Annotated in this window: 13 protein-coding genes; 6 read left to right on the top strand and 7 right to left on the bottom strand. The window is 69.1% G+C overall.

All coding sequences use genetic code 11. From position 1 onward, the window contains the following. The first annotated feature begins 69 nt into the window (after nucleotides 1-69). The gene (locus EV672_RS00510; protein WP_133605642.1) at nucleotides 70-1,104 is read left to right on the top strand and encodes an asparaginase; all 1,035 of its coding nucleotides are present in this window, start codon (nucleotides 70-72) and stop codon (nucleotides 1,102-1,104) included. Here EV672_RS00510 and EV672_RS00505 read toward each other — a convergent pair. Continuing rightward, nucleotides 1,062-1,826, bottom strand: a complete 765-nt coding sequence (locus EV672_RS00505; RefSeq protein WP_133605641.1) for an SDR family oxidoreductase — start codon at nucleotides 1,824-1,826, stop codon at nucleotides 1,062-1,064. The two genes, EV672_RS00510 and EV672_RS00505, sit on opposite strands and share 43 nt — an antisense overlap. A gap of 77 nt (nucleotides 1,827-1,903) precedes the next feature. Here EV672_RS00505 and EV672_RS00500 point away from each other — a divergent pair, with 77 nt between their 5' ends. Genes EV672_RS00500 through EV672_RS00485 form a run of 4 tightly spaced genes read left to right on the top strand, consistent with a single transcriptional unit; the run spans nucleotide 1,904 to nucleotide 7,334 of the window. Next, nucleotides 1,904-3,106: an efflux RND transporter periplasmic adaptor subunit gene (locus tag EV672_RS00500; protein ID WP_133605640.1), complete on the top strand. Its 1,203-nt coding sequence runs from the start codon at nucleotides 1,904-1,906 to the stop codon at nucleotides 3,104-3,106. A gap of 12 nt (nucleotides 3,107-3,118) precedes the next feature. Further along, nucleotides 3,119-5,146 carry a MacB family efflux pump subunit gene (locus EV672_RS00495; protein ID WP_133605639.1) on the top strand — a complete coding sequence of 676 codons (2,028 nt, stop codon included), beginning with the start codon at nucleotides 3,119-3,121 and terminating at the stop codon, nucleotides 5,144-5,146. Between the two features lie 53 nt (nucleotides 5,147-5,199). Beyond that, on the top strand, nucleotides 5,200-6,621 hold the full coding sequence (locus EV672_RS00490) for an efflux transporter outer membrane subunit (protein ID WP_133605638.1): 1,422 nt from the start codon (nucleotides 5,200-5,202) through the stop codon (nucleotides 6,619-6,621). A gap of 26 nt (nucleotides 6,622-6,647) precedes the next feature. Further along, on the top strand, nucleotides 6,648-7,334 hold the full coding sequence (locus EV672_RS00485) for a glutathione S-transferase family protein (RefSeq protein ID WP_133605637.1): 687 nt from the start codon (nucleotides 6,648-6,650) through the stop codon (nucleotides 7,332-7,334). 42 nt (nucleotides 7,335-7,376) lie between these two features. On the opposite strand, the gene EV672_RS00480 is transcribed toward EV672_RS00485, so the two are convergent. Together EV672_RS00480 and EV672_RS00475 are read right to left on the bottom strand one after the other, a co-directional pair. Beyond that, nucleotides 7,377-8,339, bottom strand: coding sequence for a fatty acid desaturase (locus EV672_RS00480; protein WP_133606383.1), 963 nt, complete (start codon nucleotides 8,337-8,339; stop codon nucleotides 7,377-7,379). 81 nt (nucleotides 8,340-8,420) lie between these two features. Beyond that, entirely contained in the window at nucleotides 8,421-9,269 is an 849-nt protein-coding gene (locus EV672_RS00475; protein ID WP_133605636.1) for a PaaX family transcriptional regulator C-terminal domain-containing protein, read from the bottom strand. Nucleotides 9,270-9,486: 217 nt separating this feature from the next. Between EV672_RS00475 and EV672_RS00470 the strand changes: the two genes are divergently transcribed. Beyond that, on the top strand, nucleotides 9,487-10,224 hold the full coding sequence (locus EV672_RS00470; protein ID WP_166643393.1) for a Crp/Fnr family transcriptional regulator: 738 nt from the start codon (nucleotides 9,487-9,489) through the stop codon (nucleotides 10,222-10,224). 16 nt (nucleotides 10,225-10,240) lie between these two features. On the opposite strand, the gene EV672_RS00465 is transcribed toward EV672_RS00470, so the two are convergent. The 4 genes from EV672_RS00465 to EV672_RS00450 all read right to left on the bottom strand — a co-directional run bounded on the left by EV672_RS00465 (nucleotide 10,241) and on the right by EV672_RS00450 (nucleotide 16,430). Beyond that, entirely contained in the window at nucleotides 10,241-12,145 is a 1,905-nt protein-coding gene (locus EV672_RS00465; protein WP_279536162.1) for an aminopeptidase P family protein, read from the bottom strand. Nucleotides 12,146-12,211: 66 nt separating this feature from the next. After that, nucleotides 12,212-13,642 carry an NAD(P)/FAD-dependent oxidoreductase gene (locus tag EV672_RS00460; protein WP_133605634.1) on the bottom strand — a complete coding sequence of 477 codons (1,431 nt, stop codon included), beginning with the start codon at nucleotides 13,640-13,642 and terminating at the stop codon, nucleotides 12,212-12,214. Between the two features lie 189 nt (nucleotides 13,643-13,831). Then, nucleotides 13,832-15,760 carry a sensor domain-containing protein gene (locus EV672_RS00455; protein ID WP_133605633.1) on the bottom strand — a complete coding sequence of 643 codons (1,929 nt, stop codon included), beginning with the start codon at nucleotides 15,758-15,760 and terminating at the stop codon, nucleotides 13,832-13,834. Nucleotides 15,761-15,866: 106 nt separating this feature from the next. Then, a complete protein-coding gene (locus EV672_RS00450) occupies nucleotides 15,867-16,430 on the bottom strand; it encodes a 3'-5' exonuclease (RefSeq protein ID WP_243738438.1) in 564 nt (187 codons plus the stop codon). Between the last annotated feature and the right edge of the window lie 22 nt (nucleotides 16,431-16,452).

Raw genomic sequence — 16,452 nt, 5'->3', positions numbered from 1 at the left:
GATTCTATACAGTACTGTTTGGATGTCCAGTGTTTTTGCGCAACACCTGCGTGGCGCTGTGGGGGTGCCATGGCGCACGTGCTGATCCTGGGCACCGGCGGCACCATCGCCGGCACGGGCACCGACCCGGCTCGGGCCTGGGCCTACCAGGCCGCCCAGCTGGGTGTGGCGCAGCTCGTGGCGGCGGTGCCCGAGCTGGCGGCCATCCCCCTGGCGACGCAGCAGGTCGCGCAGATCGACAGCAAGGACATGGCCTGGCCCGTGTGGCAAGCCCTGGCCCAGGCGCTGGACGTGGCCATGCAGGATGCGGCGGTCGAAGCCGTCGTCATCACCCACGGCACCGACACGCTGGAAGAAACCGCTTGCTTGCTGCATCACCTCCATGACGGCCGCAAGCCCATCGTGCTGACCGCGGCCATGCGCCCAGCCACGGCCCCTGACGCCGACGGCCCACGCAACCTGCGCGATGCCGTTCGGCTGGCGCACGCAGCGGCCGGCCTGGGCTTGGGCGGCGTGGTCGCGGTGCTGCACGGGCGTGTGTGGGCCGGCATCGACGTGCGCAAGGCCCACAGCCACGCTCTGGACGCCTTCGATGGGGGCGGGGCTGTGCCGCTGGCCCTGCTGGACGATGCCGGAGTGACGTTGGCGAGCGCGGGTGCCGCTGCGCAGTGGGGCACCTGGCCCCGCGGTGAGGCCATGGGTTGGGCGCTGGTGTCCGCACCCATGCCACCTCGGGTCGAAATTGTGCTGAGCCATGCCGACGCCGATGGCTGGCTGGTGGACGCGGCCTTGCGCCAATCGGCCTTGGACGCCGCAGCGGGCGAAGCCCATCGCCGTGCCCAGGCCTTGTGTGGGCTGGTCGTCGCCACGACGGGCCATGGCACGGTGAACACTGGCTTGGAAGCTGCCTTGCAGCGTGCCGTTGCGCAAGGCGTGGTGGTGTGGCGCAGCAGCCGGGTGGCGCGCGGTGGCGTCACGCCGCGCGAGGGCGATGCCTGGCCGGCAGCGGGCACGTTCACGCCGGCGCAAGCGCGCGTGGCCTTGCAGATGCGTTTGCTGGCTCAGCGTCCGCCGCTGACGTCCAGGATGGCGCCCGCCGTGTAGCTGGCCTCGTCCGACATCAACCAGGCGATCGCCTGGGCCACCTCTTGTGGCTGCGCGGCCCGCCGCATGGGCAGCACCGAGGCCATCTGCTGGGCGCGGTCGGGTTCGCCGCCGGTGGCGTGGATGCCGGTGTCCGTGATGCCTGGGCGCACCGCCGACACCCGCACGCCCTCGGCCGCGACCTCGCGCGCCAGCCCTTGCGTGAAGGTGTCGATCGCGCCTTTGCTGGCGGCGTAGTCCACGTACTGGGCGGGTGAGCCCGAGCGCACCGCGCTGCTCGACACGTTGACGATGACACCGCCCGTGCCCCCGTGGCGGCTGGACATGCGACGCACCGCCTCGCGCGCGCACAGCATCGGGCCCAGCACATTGACGTCCAGCATGCGCTGCAGGCGTTCGCCGCTCATGGCGTCGAGGCGCGCGGTCTGGTCCACGATGCCCGCGTTGTTCACGAGCCCGCTCAGCGCGAACGGCGACTTGTCCACTTCAGCGAACAGCGCCATGACCTCGTCCTCATGCGCCAGGTCGGCTTGAGCGATGATCGCGTGTGGTGCCCCCAAGCGCAGGCAATCTTGCGCCACGGCCTGGGCCAGGTCGGCCCGGTGCGCGAAGTGGACGATGAGCGCGTGGCCGCGTTGGGCGAGCAGCCGCGCGGTGGCGGCGCCAATGCCCTGGCTGGCGCCGGTGACCAGGCTGAGCGGGGTGGTGGGGGTGGCTTGCATGCTGCCAATTTACATGCCCTTCACACGGCTGCGGCGAACGCGACACACGGATTTGAGACACTGACTGGATGAACTGGATGACATTCAAATGGTTGAAGGGCTGGCGCCTGGCGCTCGTCTTCGTGGTGCTGGCTGCGGCGGCGTATGGCGTGAAGCGCGCGTTTTTCACGGCGCCCGCGGCACCGCAGGTGATCACCGCCAAGGTGGTGTCGGACGAACTGGAAGACACCGTGCTGGCCAGCGGCACCATGCTGGCCTCCCGCGAGGTCAACGTCGGTGCGCAGGCCACGGGTCAGATCAAGCGCATTTACGTGGACCTGGGTGAGAAGGTGATGAAGGGCCAGCTGATCGCCGAGATCGACTCCACCACGCAGACCAACGCCTTGCGCAACGCCGAGGCCCAGATCGCCTTGTTGCAGGCGCAACGCCGTGCCAAGCAGGCCTTGCTGAAACAGGCCCAGCTCAACCTGGCGCGCAAGCAGTCCTTGAGCCTGCAGGACGCCGGCTCGCGCTCAGACCTCGAAGATGCCGAAGCCGCGGTGGGCACGACGTCGGCCGACCTGGGCGCACTGGACGCCCAGATCAAGCAGGCCAGCATCTCGCTGGACACCGCCCGCGTGAACCTGGGCTACACGAAGATGAAGGCCCCGATCGATGGCACCGTGATCGCCATCGTGCTGGAAGAGGGCCGCACCGTGAACGCCTTGCAGTCCGCGCCGACCGTCATCAAGCTGGCCAAGCTGGACCAGATCCTGGTGCGCGCCCAGATTTCGGAAGCCGATGTGGTGCGCGTGAAAGCCGGGCTGCCCGCTTACTTCACCATCCTGGGCGATCCCAGCCACCGCTACGAGACGACGCTGCGCGCCATCGAACCGGTGCCGGAAGTCAACCAGACCGACTCCAAGGTCACCACGGCCACTGCCACGACCACGGCCATTTACTACAACGGCCTCTTTGACATCCCCAACACCGATGGCCGCCTGCGCCCGCTGATGACCGCGCAGGTCAACATCGTGCTCAACAAGGTGGACAAGGCCCTCATCATCCCGGCCAGTGCGCTGGGCAAGCGCGACCGCAAGACCAAGGCCTACACCGTCAACGTCCTGGAGACCCAGGGCGAGACCAAGAAGGTGGTGCCGCGGCAGGTCAGGATCGGCCTGAACAACCGCGTGCAGGCCCAGGTGCTCGAAGGCCTCAAAGAGGGCGAAGAGGTCGTGGTGGGCGAAGCCACCAGCGGCTCGGGTGGTGGCAGCGGACGTCGCCCGGGCGGCATGTTCTGAGCGATGGCTGAGATGGCCCACCGAGAAATCGACCTCCACTCCAGCATCGCTGCGGCTTCGGCCAGCCCGGAGCGGGGCGTGCCCGTGCCTGCGTCGGTGCTGCTGGAGGTGCAAGACCTCTGGCGCGAATACCCCAGCGGCGATGGCACCGTGGCCGTGCTGCGCGGCGTGAACCTGCGCATCTTCGAGGGCGAGATGGTCGCCATCATCGGGGCCTCGGGCTCGGGCAAGTCCACGTTGATGAACATCCTGGGCTGCCTGGACCGGCCCACGCGGGGCAGCTACAAAGTCGCGGGCCAGGCCACCTCGGCCCTGGAGCCCGACCAGCTGGCCGGCCTGCGCCGCGAGCACTTCGGCTTCATCTTCCAGCGCTACCACCTGCTGGGCGACCTCAGCGCCGTGGGCAACACCGAGATCCCGGCCATCTACGCGGGGCTGCACAAAGCGGCGCGCACGGCGAAGGCGCAGGCCTTGCTGGGCCGTCTGGGCCTGAGCGAGCGCCTGGCCAACAAGCCGGGGCAGTTGTCGGGCGGCCAGCAGCAGCGGGTGTCGATCGCGCGGGCGCTGATGAACGGCGGCGACGTCATCCTGGCCGACGAGCCCACGGGCGCACTCGACAGCAGCAGCGGTGAGGAGGTCATGCGCATCCTCAAGGAGCTGCACGCCGATGGCCACACGGTGATCATCGTCACCCACGACCACAAGGTGGCGCAGCACGCGCAGCGCATCATCGAGGTGGCCGACGGGCAGATCGTGGGCGACTCCACCGGTGGCGAGGCGCCCTTGCTGGTGCCGCGTGCGCCGCAAGCGCCCGCGGCCAACCTCTCATCCTGGCGCGCCCAACTGGACCGCTTCACCGAAGCTTTCGCCATGGCCGTGCGTGCCATGGCCGGGCACCGCCTGCGCACCTTGCTGACCATGCTGGGCATCATCATCGGCATCGCCTCGGTGGTGTCCATGGTGGCACTGGGCGAGGGCTCGCGCCAGCGTGTGCTCAAGGACATCTCGGCGATGGGCACCAACACCATCGACATCTATCCGGGCAAGAACTTCGGTGACCGCCAGGCCGTGCGCATCCGCACCCTGGTGCCGGCCGACGCCACGGCCATCGAGCAGTTGCCCTACGTGGACAGCGTGACGCCCACGGTGAGCACCAGCCTGACCCTGCGGCGCGGCAACCTGGAGGCCACGGCCAACGTCAACGGCGTGGGCGAGAGCTTCTTCCGCGTGAAGGGCTACACCCTGGCGCAAGGCCAGGCCTTCGATGCCGACAGCGTGCGCCGGCAGACGCAGGAGGCCGTGATCGACCCGGCGACCCAGGCCGCGATGTTCCCCAACGGCGAGAACCCGCTGGGGCAGGTCATCTTCCTGGGCGCGGTGCCGGTGCGCATCATCGGGGTGACGGCGCCGCAGGACAACCTGTTCTCCATGGGCGAGAACCTCAACGTCTGGGTGCCGGTGACCACGGGCATGCGCCGGGTGATCGGCACACGGGTGCTGCGCGGCATCACGGTGCGGGTGAGCGATGACGTGTCCTCTGCCGCTGCAGAGGCGGGCATCACCAAGCTGCTGACCCAGCGCCACAACACGCAGGACTTCTTCACGCGCAATTCCGACAGCATCCGCCAGACCATCGAAAGCACCACGCAGACGATGACGCTGCTGATTTCGTCGATCGCGGTGATTTCGCTGATCGTGGGCGGCATCGGGGTGATGAACATCATGCTGGTGTCGGTCACCGAGCGCACCCAGGAGATCGGCGTGCGCATGGCGGTGGGCGCCAGGCAGGGCGACATCCTGCAGCAGTTCCTCATCGAGGCGGTGATGGTCTGCCTGCTGGGCGGCATCCTGGGCATCGCGCTGGCACTCGGCATTGGCGAGCTGTTCTCGAAGTTCGGCGGCAGTTTTTCGATGATTTATTCGCTCTCGTCCATCGTGACGGCGTTCGGCGTGTCTTCGCTCATCGGGGTGGTGTTCGGTTTCCTGCCGGCGCGCCGCGCGGCGCAGCTGGACCCGGTCGATGCCCTGAGCCGCGATTGACCCCCTGCGCTGGCTGGACATTCCGTTCACAACCATTTTTTGCCTGGCCTTCCATGACGATCCGTTCGCCCCTGCTGCCGACCTGGTGCCTGCCCGCGGGCGCCCGGACCCTGGCCCTGCCGCTGGCCGCTGCGCTCCTGCTGGGCGGCTGCGCCACGCCCACGGCTTACCAGCGCACGGCCGTTCAGGTTCCGGAGCGCTTTGCCCAATCTGCTCAGGCTGAGGCAGACGCCGCTGCGCGCCAGGCCTTGTCCCCCTGGTGGCTGACGCTCAACGACGCGGGCCTGACGGCGCTGATCAACGAGGCCCTGGCGCGCAACAACAACCTGGCCCAGGCCGCCCTGAAGGTGCGGCGTGCGCAGCTGGTGGCTGCCCAGGCGGCCAGCGACCAGTTGCCCAGTGTGGTCGTGAGGGGCAGCAGCACGGCCAGCCAGGCCCTGGACGGCGGCCCGACCACGCGCCTGAGCAGTGCCACGGGCACGGTGACCTGGGAGGCCGACTTGTGGGGCCGCCTGGCCTCGCTGCGCAGTGCCGCCGACTGGGAGGCCCAGGCCACCGAGCAGGACCGCATCGCCGCGGCCCAGGCCCTGGTGGCCACCACGGCCAACTTCTATTTCCAGGTGGCGTTCCTGAACCAGCGCGTCGAAGCCAGCCAGCAAAGCATCGACTACGCGCGCCGCACCCTGCAATTGGTGCAGGCGCAGTACGACAGCGGCAGCACCTCGGGCTTGGAGCTGTCGCAGGCCCAGCAGGCCCTGGCCGCACAGGAGGCGGCGCACACCTTGTTTCTGCTGCAGCGTGTGCAGTCGCGCAACGCCCTGGCCATCCTGCTGGACGGTCCGCCGGGCGTGGTCCTGAACGAGGCGCAACGCCTGCCCGAAGGCCGCCTGCCAGAGGTGCCCGCGGGCGTGCCGTCCGAACTGCTGGCGCGCCGGCCCGATGTGCGCGCATCCGAGCTGCGCCTGCGCAAGTCCCTGGCCCAGGTGGACGCCACCCGCACCAGCTACTACCCGACGTTGACGCTCACGGGCAGCGTGGGGGGCTCGTCCACGGCGCTCTCGAAGGTGCTGTCCGACCCCATCGGCACGCTGGGCGCGGGTCTGGTGCTGCCCTTCGTGCAGTTCCGCGACATGCGGCGCAACATCGCCATCTCGCAGACCGACTACGAGTCCGCCGTGATCGGCTGGCGCCAGAGCTGGTACAGCGCGCTGTCTGACGTGGACAACGCCCTGGCCTCGCGCCTGCAGTACGAGCAGCAAGGCTTGCGCTTGCAGGATGCCGTGACCGCCGCGCGCAACACCGAGCGCCTGGCCGAGATCCGCTACCGCGCAGGGGCCGTGCCGCTGAAGACCTGGCTGGACGCCCAGGAGACCCGCCGCCAGGCCGAGATCAACCTGGCGCAAAGCCGCCTGAACCGCCTCAATGCCATGGTCACGCTCTACCAGGTGCTGGGTGGGGATGTGCCTGCCGTGTGAGCGGCAAGGGCGCTATGCTGGCGCCCATGATCACCGTCCACCACCTCGAAACCTCCCGTTCGCAGCGCGTGCTGTGGCTGCTTGAAGAGCTGGGCCTGCCCTACGAGCTCAAGGTTTACCAGCGCCACCCGGTCACCAAGCTGGCGCCGCCCGAGCTGAAAAAAATCCACCCCCTGGGCAAGTCGCCGGTCATCACCGATGGCGATCAGGTCGTGGCCGAATCGGCCGCCATCTTGGAGTACCTGGTCGAGCAGCACGGCGCCCAGGCTGCGGGAGATGTCGCCCAGCTGATGACGCAGCCCGGCACGCCCGAGCACCACCAGCGCCGCTTCTGGATGCATTACGCCGAAGGCTCGCTGATGAACTGGTTGGTGATGAAGCTGGTCTTCATGAGCATCCCGACCCAGCCCATGCCTTTCTTCGTGCGCCCCATCGCGCGCGAGCTGTGCAAGCGGGTGCAAAAGCAGCTGATCGATCCGAACGTCAACACGGCGCTGGCCTTCATCGAGGACCACCTCTCGCGCCACACCTGGTTCGCGGGCGAGCGCATCACCTTGGCGGATTTCCAGATGAGCTTTGTCGTCTCGGCGCTGATGTCGCGGTCCGATGCGGCCGCATCCCACCCGCACCTGAAAGCTTTCGTGCAGCGCATGGAAGCCCGACCCGCCTACCAGCGTGCGCTGGCCAAGGGCGGGCCAGTTGTGATGGGGTGAGCTGCGCCGTCTGTGAGCTGGTTGTGCGCAGGCTTCGCGGCTTCAGCGGCTGCTGGCCAGCTTGAGCACGTCCAGGTAGCCGGGCGGCTCGGGCACGTCGGCCTGGGCGCGCAGCCATGCGTGCATTTGTGGCAAGCGGTAGCAGGGCACCGAGGCCATCACGTGGTGTTCCATGTGGAAGTTCACGTGCACGGGCGCCACCGTCATGCGCGCCAGCCAGCCGGCCCGCGTGGTCCGGGTGTTGAGGAACATGTCCGGCGTGCGCGCCAGGCAACCGTGTTCGGCGACGGAGCGGATGCGCACGAACAGCGGCAGGAAATTCAGATACGCCACCACCCAGGCCCCGTACAGCCAGGCGTGACCGGTGGCGGCCAGGCACGCCCACAGCGCCACGTTGGTGATGAGCATGGGCGCCATGTTGCGCGCCGTCGTCGTGACGCGCTCGCCCCAGGTTCTGCCGGTTTGCGGCAGGCGCTCGATGTGGTTGGCCACCGTCCACTTGAACACACCCGCGTCCATCATCAACAGGCCGTACACCAGTTTCAGGCCTGTGAGGCCTGAGAGGTCGCGCAGCACCTTGCGCATCAGCGAGCGTGGGGTGATGGGGTAGCCCGCGTGCAGCGAGATGTCCGGATCGGCCTCGGTGCCGGTGCGGGTGTGGTGGCCGAGGTGGTGGACCTTGTACTTCGGCAGGTTCTGCCAGATCGGGCGGGCGCACAGCCAGTCGGTCAGCACGTCGTTGGCCCAGCGGTTCTGGAACAGCGTCCCGTGCGAGCCCTCGTGCTGCAGGATGGCCAGGCAAAGTTGCCGACCGGCAATGACCGCGCTGGCCAGCAGGAAGGTGAACACGTTGGGCCAGACCGCCAGCACCGCGAAGGCCGCCGCGATGACGCCCCAGGTCGAAGCGATGGCCCAGGCGCCGCGCACGTCGGAGCGTTTGGTCAGCACGGCCAGTTGTTCCGGCGTGAACAGCGCTTTGAGCTTGCGCCGCGTGGGGGCGGGCATCTGTGCGGCGTCGGGGGTGGCCGAGTGGACGGGCTGGATGGCGTCGGCGGCGTGGGTGTCTGGCGTCATGGTGCGCGAGCCTCAGTGCAGCGGTTGTTCGGGCGGGGCGGATGCGGGTGTCTGCGCAGGGCTGCTGGTGTGGGGCATGCGCAGCGAAGGCAGCAGCGTTTGCCAGATGCGGTGTCCCTCGGCGTCGAACTCGACCACGGCGCGGTGGCATGCGCGGCGGGCGGCCACGTCCACGAGGGGCTCGGGCAGCAGGGGGTCGAACACCAGTTGGCGGATGGCCTCATTGCCCAGCAGGTAGGACTCGCGTGCCGCCGCCTCGGTGTCGAGTTGGTGGGCCTGTGCCAACCACTGCGTCAATTGCTGTTGGGTGCGCACATACGCCTGGTTGCGCTCGGTGGTGCGCCAGAGGTGGCGCGCGCGGCGGTCGAGGTTGGCGTCCAGGTCGCTGGCCACGAACACCGGCGCTTCGGTGTCCAGGCCCAGCTTGTGCAGGCGTTCGCGGGCGAGTTCGGCGTGGCCGATCAGGTTGTCGGGTCGCACGTACAGGCCGTCTGCCAGGGCCTTGAACCCCAGCAGCGCCAGGGCGCGCTCCCGCTGGCGCAAGGGGCCGCGCTCGCTGCGGCCAAGGTGGGTGGTGCAGGCCATCAGCCAGGCGCCGGACCACGCGCACACGCGCTGCTCGGCGTCGCGCCAGAACGAGAGGTCCTCTGCCAGGCTGGCGGCCTGGGGCCCCAGCAGGTAGGCACCCCGCCCGCAAGACTGGATCATGCCGGCGGCATTCAGGCGCACCAGTGCCACCCGCACGCTGTTTTCGCGGATGCCGAACAGGCCGGCCGACGCGACCGCGTCGCTGGCGCTCAAGGCGGCGCCGTTGGCGGCCAGCAGCAGGTTGAGGATGAGGCTTTTGGGCGTGGGGGCCATGGTGTGAGTCGATCCCATGGCGCCGAGGTTACTGCCTGGAACATTTCTTCGTCAACAGATTTTTGCGTTGTGGTGTAATGTTTGGGTGCCTTGTCTGACACTGTCTGCGTGCCCAGCGGCAGCACCTGCGCAGGGCTTGAGCGACATCAAGGAGGTGCGGGCCCGTCCTTCCCAGAATCCCCCTCAGGACCCCCAGCCCCACCCACGAGGAACCGACATGTCCGATGGCCCAGCCGATGTCATGACCAGCCTGCGCAGCGCGCCCGTTTTCCGGGATGTGCCGCAGGCCGTCTTGCAGCGCCTGGCGCCGTCGGCGCGGCTGCTGCGCTTGTCCCGCAACGAGCCGGTGTTCCAGCGCGGTCAGGCCTGCGAGGGCCTGCACCTCTTGCTGGCGGGGCAGGTGAAAGTCTTTGCCCGGGTCGACAAGGCGGCAGACGCGCCGGCAGACGGCGGCAGCGAGCGCGGGCACGAGAAGGTCATCGAGGTGATGATGGCGCCTGCCTGCCTGGGCGAGTCCATGCTCGGTGGCGAGGCCATCCACAGTGTGAACGCGACCATGCTGACCGATGGCGCCTTGCTGTTGCTGCCCCGCGAGGCCGTCATGCGCGAGTTGCACGGCGGCCCGGACCTCGCCATCCACCTGCTGGCCGATGTGTCGGACCGCGTCAACCGCCTGGTGCACGACATCGAGGCGCTGACCTTGCGGACGGCGTCCGAGCGCGTGGTGGCCTACCTGCTGCGCGACGGTGCGGTGGACGCGCCGCCGGTGCCTGGCGACGGCGGGCCGTGCACCGTCCTGCTGCCAGCGAGCAAGGGCACGATCGCATCCTTGCTGTCGGTCACGCCGGAACACTTCTCGCGCATCCTCCATGACCTGCAGTCGCGCGGCCTGATCGCGGTGAACCGCCGCCAGATCCACATCCCCGACGTGCAGCGCCTGGCTTGCCACGCCTGAGCGCAAGGGCCCATGCTCAGATCGGCTGGGTGCGCAACGCCAGCCAGCGCAGCGCGTCGCCGCTCACCAGTGGGCGCAGGCGCTGCAGCACCTCGGCGTGGTAGCCATTGAGCCACTGGCGCTCGTCATCGCGCAACAGTGACAGGTCGATGCAGCGGGTGTCGATGGGGCACAGGCTGAGCGTTTCGAAGGCCAGGTAGGTGCCGTGCTCGGGGGCGCCCGGCTCGGCGTCGGGCACGGTCGGTCGCACCTCGACATTGAGCACCAGGTTCTCGATGCGGATGCCCCATTGGCCCGGGCGGTACAAGCCCGGTTCGATGGACGTCACCATGCCAGGCTGCATGGCCATGTCACCGTGAGGCACAGCCTTGGAGATGGACTGCGGGCCTTCGTGCACATTGAGGAAGTAGCCCACGCCGTGGCCGGTGCCGTGGCCGAAGTCCAGGCCCTCGGCCCACAGTGGCGCACGGGCGATGGCGTCCAGCATGGGGGCCAGGGTGCCCAGGGGGAAGCGCGCGCGCGACAGCGCCATCGTGCCCTTGAGCACCAGGGTGAAGTCGCGCTTCTGGGCCGCCGATGGGGTGCCGATGGCCCACACGCGGGTGATGTCGGTGGTGCCGCCCAGGTACTGCGCGCCGGAGTCGATCAGCAACAGGCCTTCGGCCACCAGCCCTTGCGGCGTGCTCAGCCAGGCGAAGGCCTCGGGCGTGGCACGGTAGTGGGGCAGGGCGCCATTGGCGTTGAAGCCGGCGATGGTCGGGAAGCTCAGGCTGACGTAGCCGGGCTGCTTTTCGCGCTCGGCCGTCAGGCGCTCGTCGATGGTCAGTTCGCTGACGGCTTCGCGGCCCAAGGCCTGCTCCAGCCAGGCGTAGAAGGCGCACATGGCGGCACCGTCGCGCGCCATGGCTTCGCGGATGAAGGCCGCTTCGGCCGCCGTTTTGCGCGACTTGGACAGGGTGCTGGGGTTGATGGCCTCGACCACCTTCACGCCCACCGGCACGGCCTGGCGCAGGCCCCAGGTGATGCGCTTGGGGTCCACCAACAGCACGCTGTCGGCGGGCAAGGCCTTCAGGGTGGGCAGGGCGTCTGCGTAGGGGCGCACCACCACGCCGTCAGCGGCCAGCCGGGTCTGCAGGGCGGCATCGACCTTGCCCTCGCCCACGAACAGCTGCACGGCGTCCAGCGACACCAGGGCATGACCGAGGAAGACGGGGTTGTAGTCCACATCGGCGCCGCGCAGGTTGAGCAGCCAGGCGAGGTCGTCCAGCGTGGCCACCCAGTGGTGGCTGGCGCCGTGAGCCTGCAGGGCCTCGCGCAGGGCCGCGAGCTTGTCGCGCCGCGAGGTGCTGGCGTGCGGTGGCAGGTGCTCGAACACCGGCGCCGTGGGCAGGCCCGGGCGGTCGGGCCAGACGCCGTCCAGCACATCGTCGGTGGCGTGCAGGCGCCAGGCCGGTGCGGACAGCATGGCCAGCGCATCGGCCAGTTGCTGCGTCTGGGCCAGGCCCATGACGCTGCCGTCCAGGGCCAGCGTGGCGCCTTGCAGTCCGTCCAGGCCCAGGGCTTGCAGCCATTGCGTGTAAGCCGGAACGGGGGCGCCATCGAGCTTGACCAGATCAACGCCGCTGCCTGCCAGCTCGGCCTCGGCCTGGGTCCAGTAGCGGCTGTCGGTGAACACGGCGGCGCGCTCGGCGGCCACCAGCAAGGTGCCGGACGAGCCGGTGAAGCCGCTGAAGTGCACACGCCCCTGCCAGCGCTCGGGCAGGTACTCCGAGAGGTGGGGGTCGCTGCTGGGCAGCAGCACGGCCTGCCAGCCTTGCTGGGCCATGTGGGCGCGCAAGGCGCTCAGGCGGGCCGGGATGGGCGAGGCCGAGGGCGCAGGGGAAGCGTTGGCGGGGGCAGTGGCGTCGGCGGGTGCGGTCACGGTCGGGGTGCGCTCAGGCGAGTGAGGCGGCTGTGGCGGTTTGCCCCGATGTTGCCATGGGCCGCGTCAGCCTGCCGGCGGTGAGGGCTGTGGGGCTGGCGGGGGCGGCGGGGATGGCGATGCAGGGGGTGGCACCCGCACCAGCATGGCGTTGGGCTCCAGTGCGTGCGGGTCAGGGAAGACGCGGGCGTGGCGCTGCGAGGTGAAATAGGCCCACGCCCAGTCCATCAGCACGACCATGCGGTTGCGGAAACCGATCAGGAAGTACACGTGCACGAACAGCCAGAACAGCCAGGCGGGAAAGCCGCTGAATTTCACCTGCCGCTTCGTGAACGGGATGTCCAGCATGGCCACCGCCGCGCGCTTGCCGATGGTGGCCAGCGAGCCGTAGTCGAAATAGCGGAAGGCCTGTGTCTCCAGGCCCTGCATGCGGCGCTTGATGTTGATGGCAGCCTTGCGCCCCATCTGTTTGGCGCCGGGGCTCACGCCGGGCACGGCCGTGGGGTGCTCGGGGTCCAGGTAGCTGCGGGCCGAAGCCAGGTCACCCACCACGCAGATGTTCGGGTGCCCAGGGATGCTCAGGTCGGGCTGCACCACCACGCGGCCGGCGCGGTCCAGCTCGCAGCCGGTGCATTTGGCCAGAGCGCGGCCCAGGGGCGATGCGGCCACGCCTGCGGCCCAGACCACCGTGCGCGATGGCAGGAAGTGCGAGGTCACGCGCGGCTGCCCGTCGGGGCCGGGTTCGTTGAGCTGGTAGTGGATGCCGAAGGCGGTGATGTCCGTCACCTTGGCGCCGGTCAGCACCTCGGCGCCCAGCATTTGCAGCTGCTCGCGGGCACGCTGGGACAAATCTTCCGTGAAAGTGCCCAGCACGCGCGGCGCCCCTTCGAGCAGGATGATGCGGGCCATGCGCGAGTCGATGCGGCGGAACTCGGTGCTCAGGGTCTGCTGCGCGATCTCGGCCAGCGTGCCGGCCATCTCCACGCCGGTGGGGCCCGCGCCCACCACGGCGAAGGTCAGCCAGGGTTCGCGGCGTGCCGGGTCGGTCTCGCGTTCGGCCTGCTCGAAGGCGGTCAGCACGCGGCGGCGGATGGTGAAGGCATCGCCCAGGGTCTTGAGGCCGGGGGCGTACTTGGCCCAGTCATCGCGCCCGAAATAGCTGTGGGTGGCACCCGCCGCCAGGATGAGGTGGTCGAAGTGGACATGCTCGCCGCCGTCCAGCACCACGCAGTTCGAGGCCGTGTCGATGGCGGTCACCTCGCCCATCAGCACCGTCAGGTTGCCGCGCGCGATCTGGTCGCGCAGGATGTGGCGGATGGGCGCTGCGATGGCGGGCGCCGGCAGGCCGGCCGTGGCCACCTGGTAAAGCAGGGGTTGGAAGAGGTGGTGGTTGGTGCGGTCGATGACGACGATTTCGACGTCCGCGTCCGACAAGGCTTTGGCCGCTTCCAGGCCACCGAAGCCGCAACCGATGATGACCACCCGCTGCCGCTGCATCGGCTTCGAAAGTGCTGAAGGAGGTGGTGGCGACAGGCTCATGCGCGACAAAAGGGAAGGCTGGGTCCAACAAGCTCCACGCAGAGGGGCAACACGGCCCGTTCGCGGATCGGTGTTTATACCAGTGACCTGCCGGCCCATGGCCCCTGCACTGGGGTGGTGCAGCCCTCGGTCAAGGGGGATGAGGCGTCACGCGGCGCCGGCGTACAGGCCCATGCTGGTGGCTCCCCAAACGCCCTCCGTGTCCAGCACGAAACGGCCCTTGCCGGCGTGCTTGGCCGCGTACATGGCGGTGTCGGCGCGCTGGCACAGGGCGTCCAGGTCTTCGTCGCGCGACCACAGGGCCGCACCCAGGCTTGCGCGTGCCTGGACGGTGTGGGCATCGATCTGCCAAGGCTGTGCCAGGCGCTCGATGATGCGGTTGGCGATGCGCGTCACCTCGTCCGGGTGGCCTGCGCCCTCCAGGATCACGGTGAACTCGTCGCCCGACAGGCGGCAGACGCAATCGGTGGTGCGCACGCTGTCTTCCATGCGCCGCGCCACCTCGATGAGCAGCCGGTCGCCGGCGGCATGGCCCAGCTGGTCGTTGATGGCCTTGAAGCCGTCGAGGTCCACGTACATCAGCGCCAGGGTCTGGGGTTGGCGCCGTGCGCGGGCCATGGCCATGCGCAGGCGGTCGCTGAACTCGCGGCGGTTGGGCAAGCCTGTGAGGCTGTCGCGGCGCGCCTGCTCGGTCAGCTCGCGCTGCTGCGCCTTGAGCCGGGAGATGTCGTTGAACACGCGGATGTGCTGGGTGACTTGCTGGGCCTCGTTGCGCAGCACGCTCACGCTCAACCAGGTTTCCAGCAGCAGCCCGTCGGGGCCAACGAGGGGGCTCTCGCCCGTCCAGCGCGGACCGCCGCGCAGCGTTTCCTGGATGCCGATGAGGTGGGTCTCGCGCAGCGGCGCCAGGCCCAGCAGTTCCGCGTCGTGGCCGACCACCTCGTGGTGGCGCAGCCCCGACATCTTCAGGAAAGCGGGGTTGACCATGACGACACGGTCCATGGCGTCGGTGACCATGACGGCGTCGCCCGTCTCGTCGATCACGCGCGATGCCAGTCGCAACTGGTCGGCCGCCTGGCGCTGCGCGGTCACGTCCTGCGCGATGGACAGGATGTGGTCGAGCTGGCCGTCCACGCCGTAGATGGGCGCCTTGGTGAGGTCCACCACGCGGGGTCCCTTGGGCGTTTGGTAAATCAAATTCGGGAAGTGGTGCACACCGGGTTGCTGGGCCAGCGCCTGGTCCAGCGCGCGACCGCGTTCGACCATTTCTGGCGGGAGGATGTCTTCGGGGCGTTTGCCCAGCACCTGCTCGGCGCTGAGCTGCATGACCTCGGCCGCCTCGCGGTTCCAGACCACGTAGCGTCCGGCGTTGTGGGCACGTGCGCTGCGTGCGAACACGGCCATGGGCAGGTGGTCCACCAGGCAGCGGTAGAAGGACTCCTGTTCGTGCAGCGCCTCGGTGGCGTGGTGGGCCGCGCTGGTGTCGCGCGAGATCAGCGCCACGCCGCCGGGCAGCGGGATCATCTGGTGAGACAGCCAACGCGGCGCCTCTCCCTGGCCCAGCGCATGGCCGGGGTGCAATGCGTGCTCATCCACCTGCGGCTGGCGGCCAGCCCAGGCCATGTGCAGGCGCTCGTGGAAGCTCTCGGGCATGCCGGCCGGCAGCACGTCTTGCAGGCGTTGACCCACCAGCGAGGCGCCATCGGGCAGGAACAGCGCCTGCGCCGGTGCGTTGGCCTGCACGACCATGTGGCCCATGAAGCGGCCCAGGGGGTCGTGGCGCGGCGTCAGCACCATGACCGCGTCCTGGCTGCCCTCCAGCCAGGCATGCCAGACGGCATCGTCCGGACCACCGGCACTGCCGCGCGTGGCTGGCCGGGCACGCCAGCCGGCCCATGCCGCGCAGAGCGACAGGCTGACGCCGACCCATTGCCAGGCCAGTTGATGCGAGGACGTCAGCGCAAGCCCCGCGATCAGGCCGATCAGGGGGATCGCCAGCCGCAGCCTCGGTGGCGAGGCAGGGGCTGACAGCGGGCGGGTGGGCGTCCCCATGCGCATCGATGTGATGAACGACATGGACACCCCGACGGTTGAAAAAAACCAGTAATTGGGTTGTCGGCGCCAAACGACAGCACTTGAGGGTGCGCGCCACACACTTGCCGCCGATGCGGGCTTCGCGCCCTCAAGCGGCAGCGCGCTGGCCGGGTTGCACCGCCAGGTAGGTTTGCTGCAGCAGCCGGGCGTCGGCGCTGGCGCGGTGGCGTTGCAGCCCCAGGCGCAGGGCGACGCTGCGCTTGACCTCGTGCCAGCGGGCCGCCTGGGCGTCGGTGAGCAGGGCGCGCAGGTTGTCCAGCTTGAAATGCGGACTGCAACCTGCAACGTCAAAGAGCCGCGCCAGCCAGGCGTAATCGTGCGCCCAGGCATCTGAATAGACGGTCTGGCCGCCCAGCCTGTCGTTGAGCAAAGCGGCGATGTCGCCGGACGAGCGCCCGTGCCGAAGCAACTGCTCCCGCGTGATGCCATGCACCTGGGCGGCCTGCGGATCCCAGTGCTGCCAGTCGCGCTCTGGGCGCACCAGGCTGCACCAGGGCTGCCCCTCGGAGGTCACGAAACCGATCTCGATGGGGTAGCTGCCCAGGCCGAAGCCGGAAGCTTCGATGTCAAGGATGGTGGGCGGCGCAGGGTGAGGTGCCGACGAGGGTGCAGGTGGGGGCGCTGTTGGCGTGGCGGCTGCAAGCGATGACATCTCGGACCCTGTTGAAAGTTGT

Source organism: Aquabacterium commune (assembly GCF_004362855.1).
GTDB classification, from domain to species: domain Bacteria; phylum Pseudomonadota; class Gammaproteobacteria; order Burkholderiales; family Burkholderiaceae_C; genus Aquabacterium; species Aquabacterium commune.
Note: the sequence above shows the minus strand (reverse complement) of the source record. Positions and strands in the feature narration are given on the sequence as shown.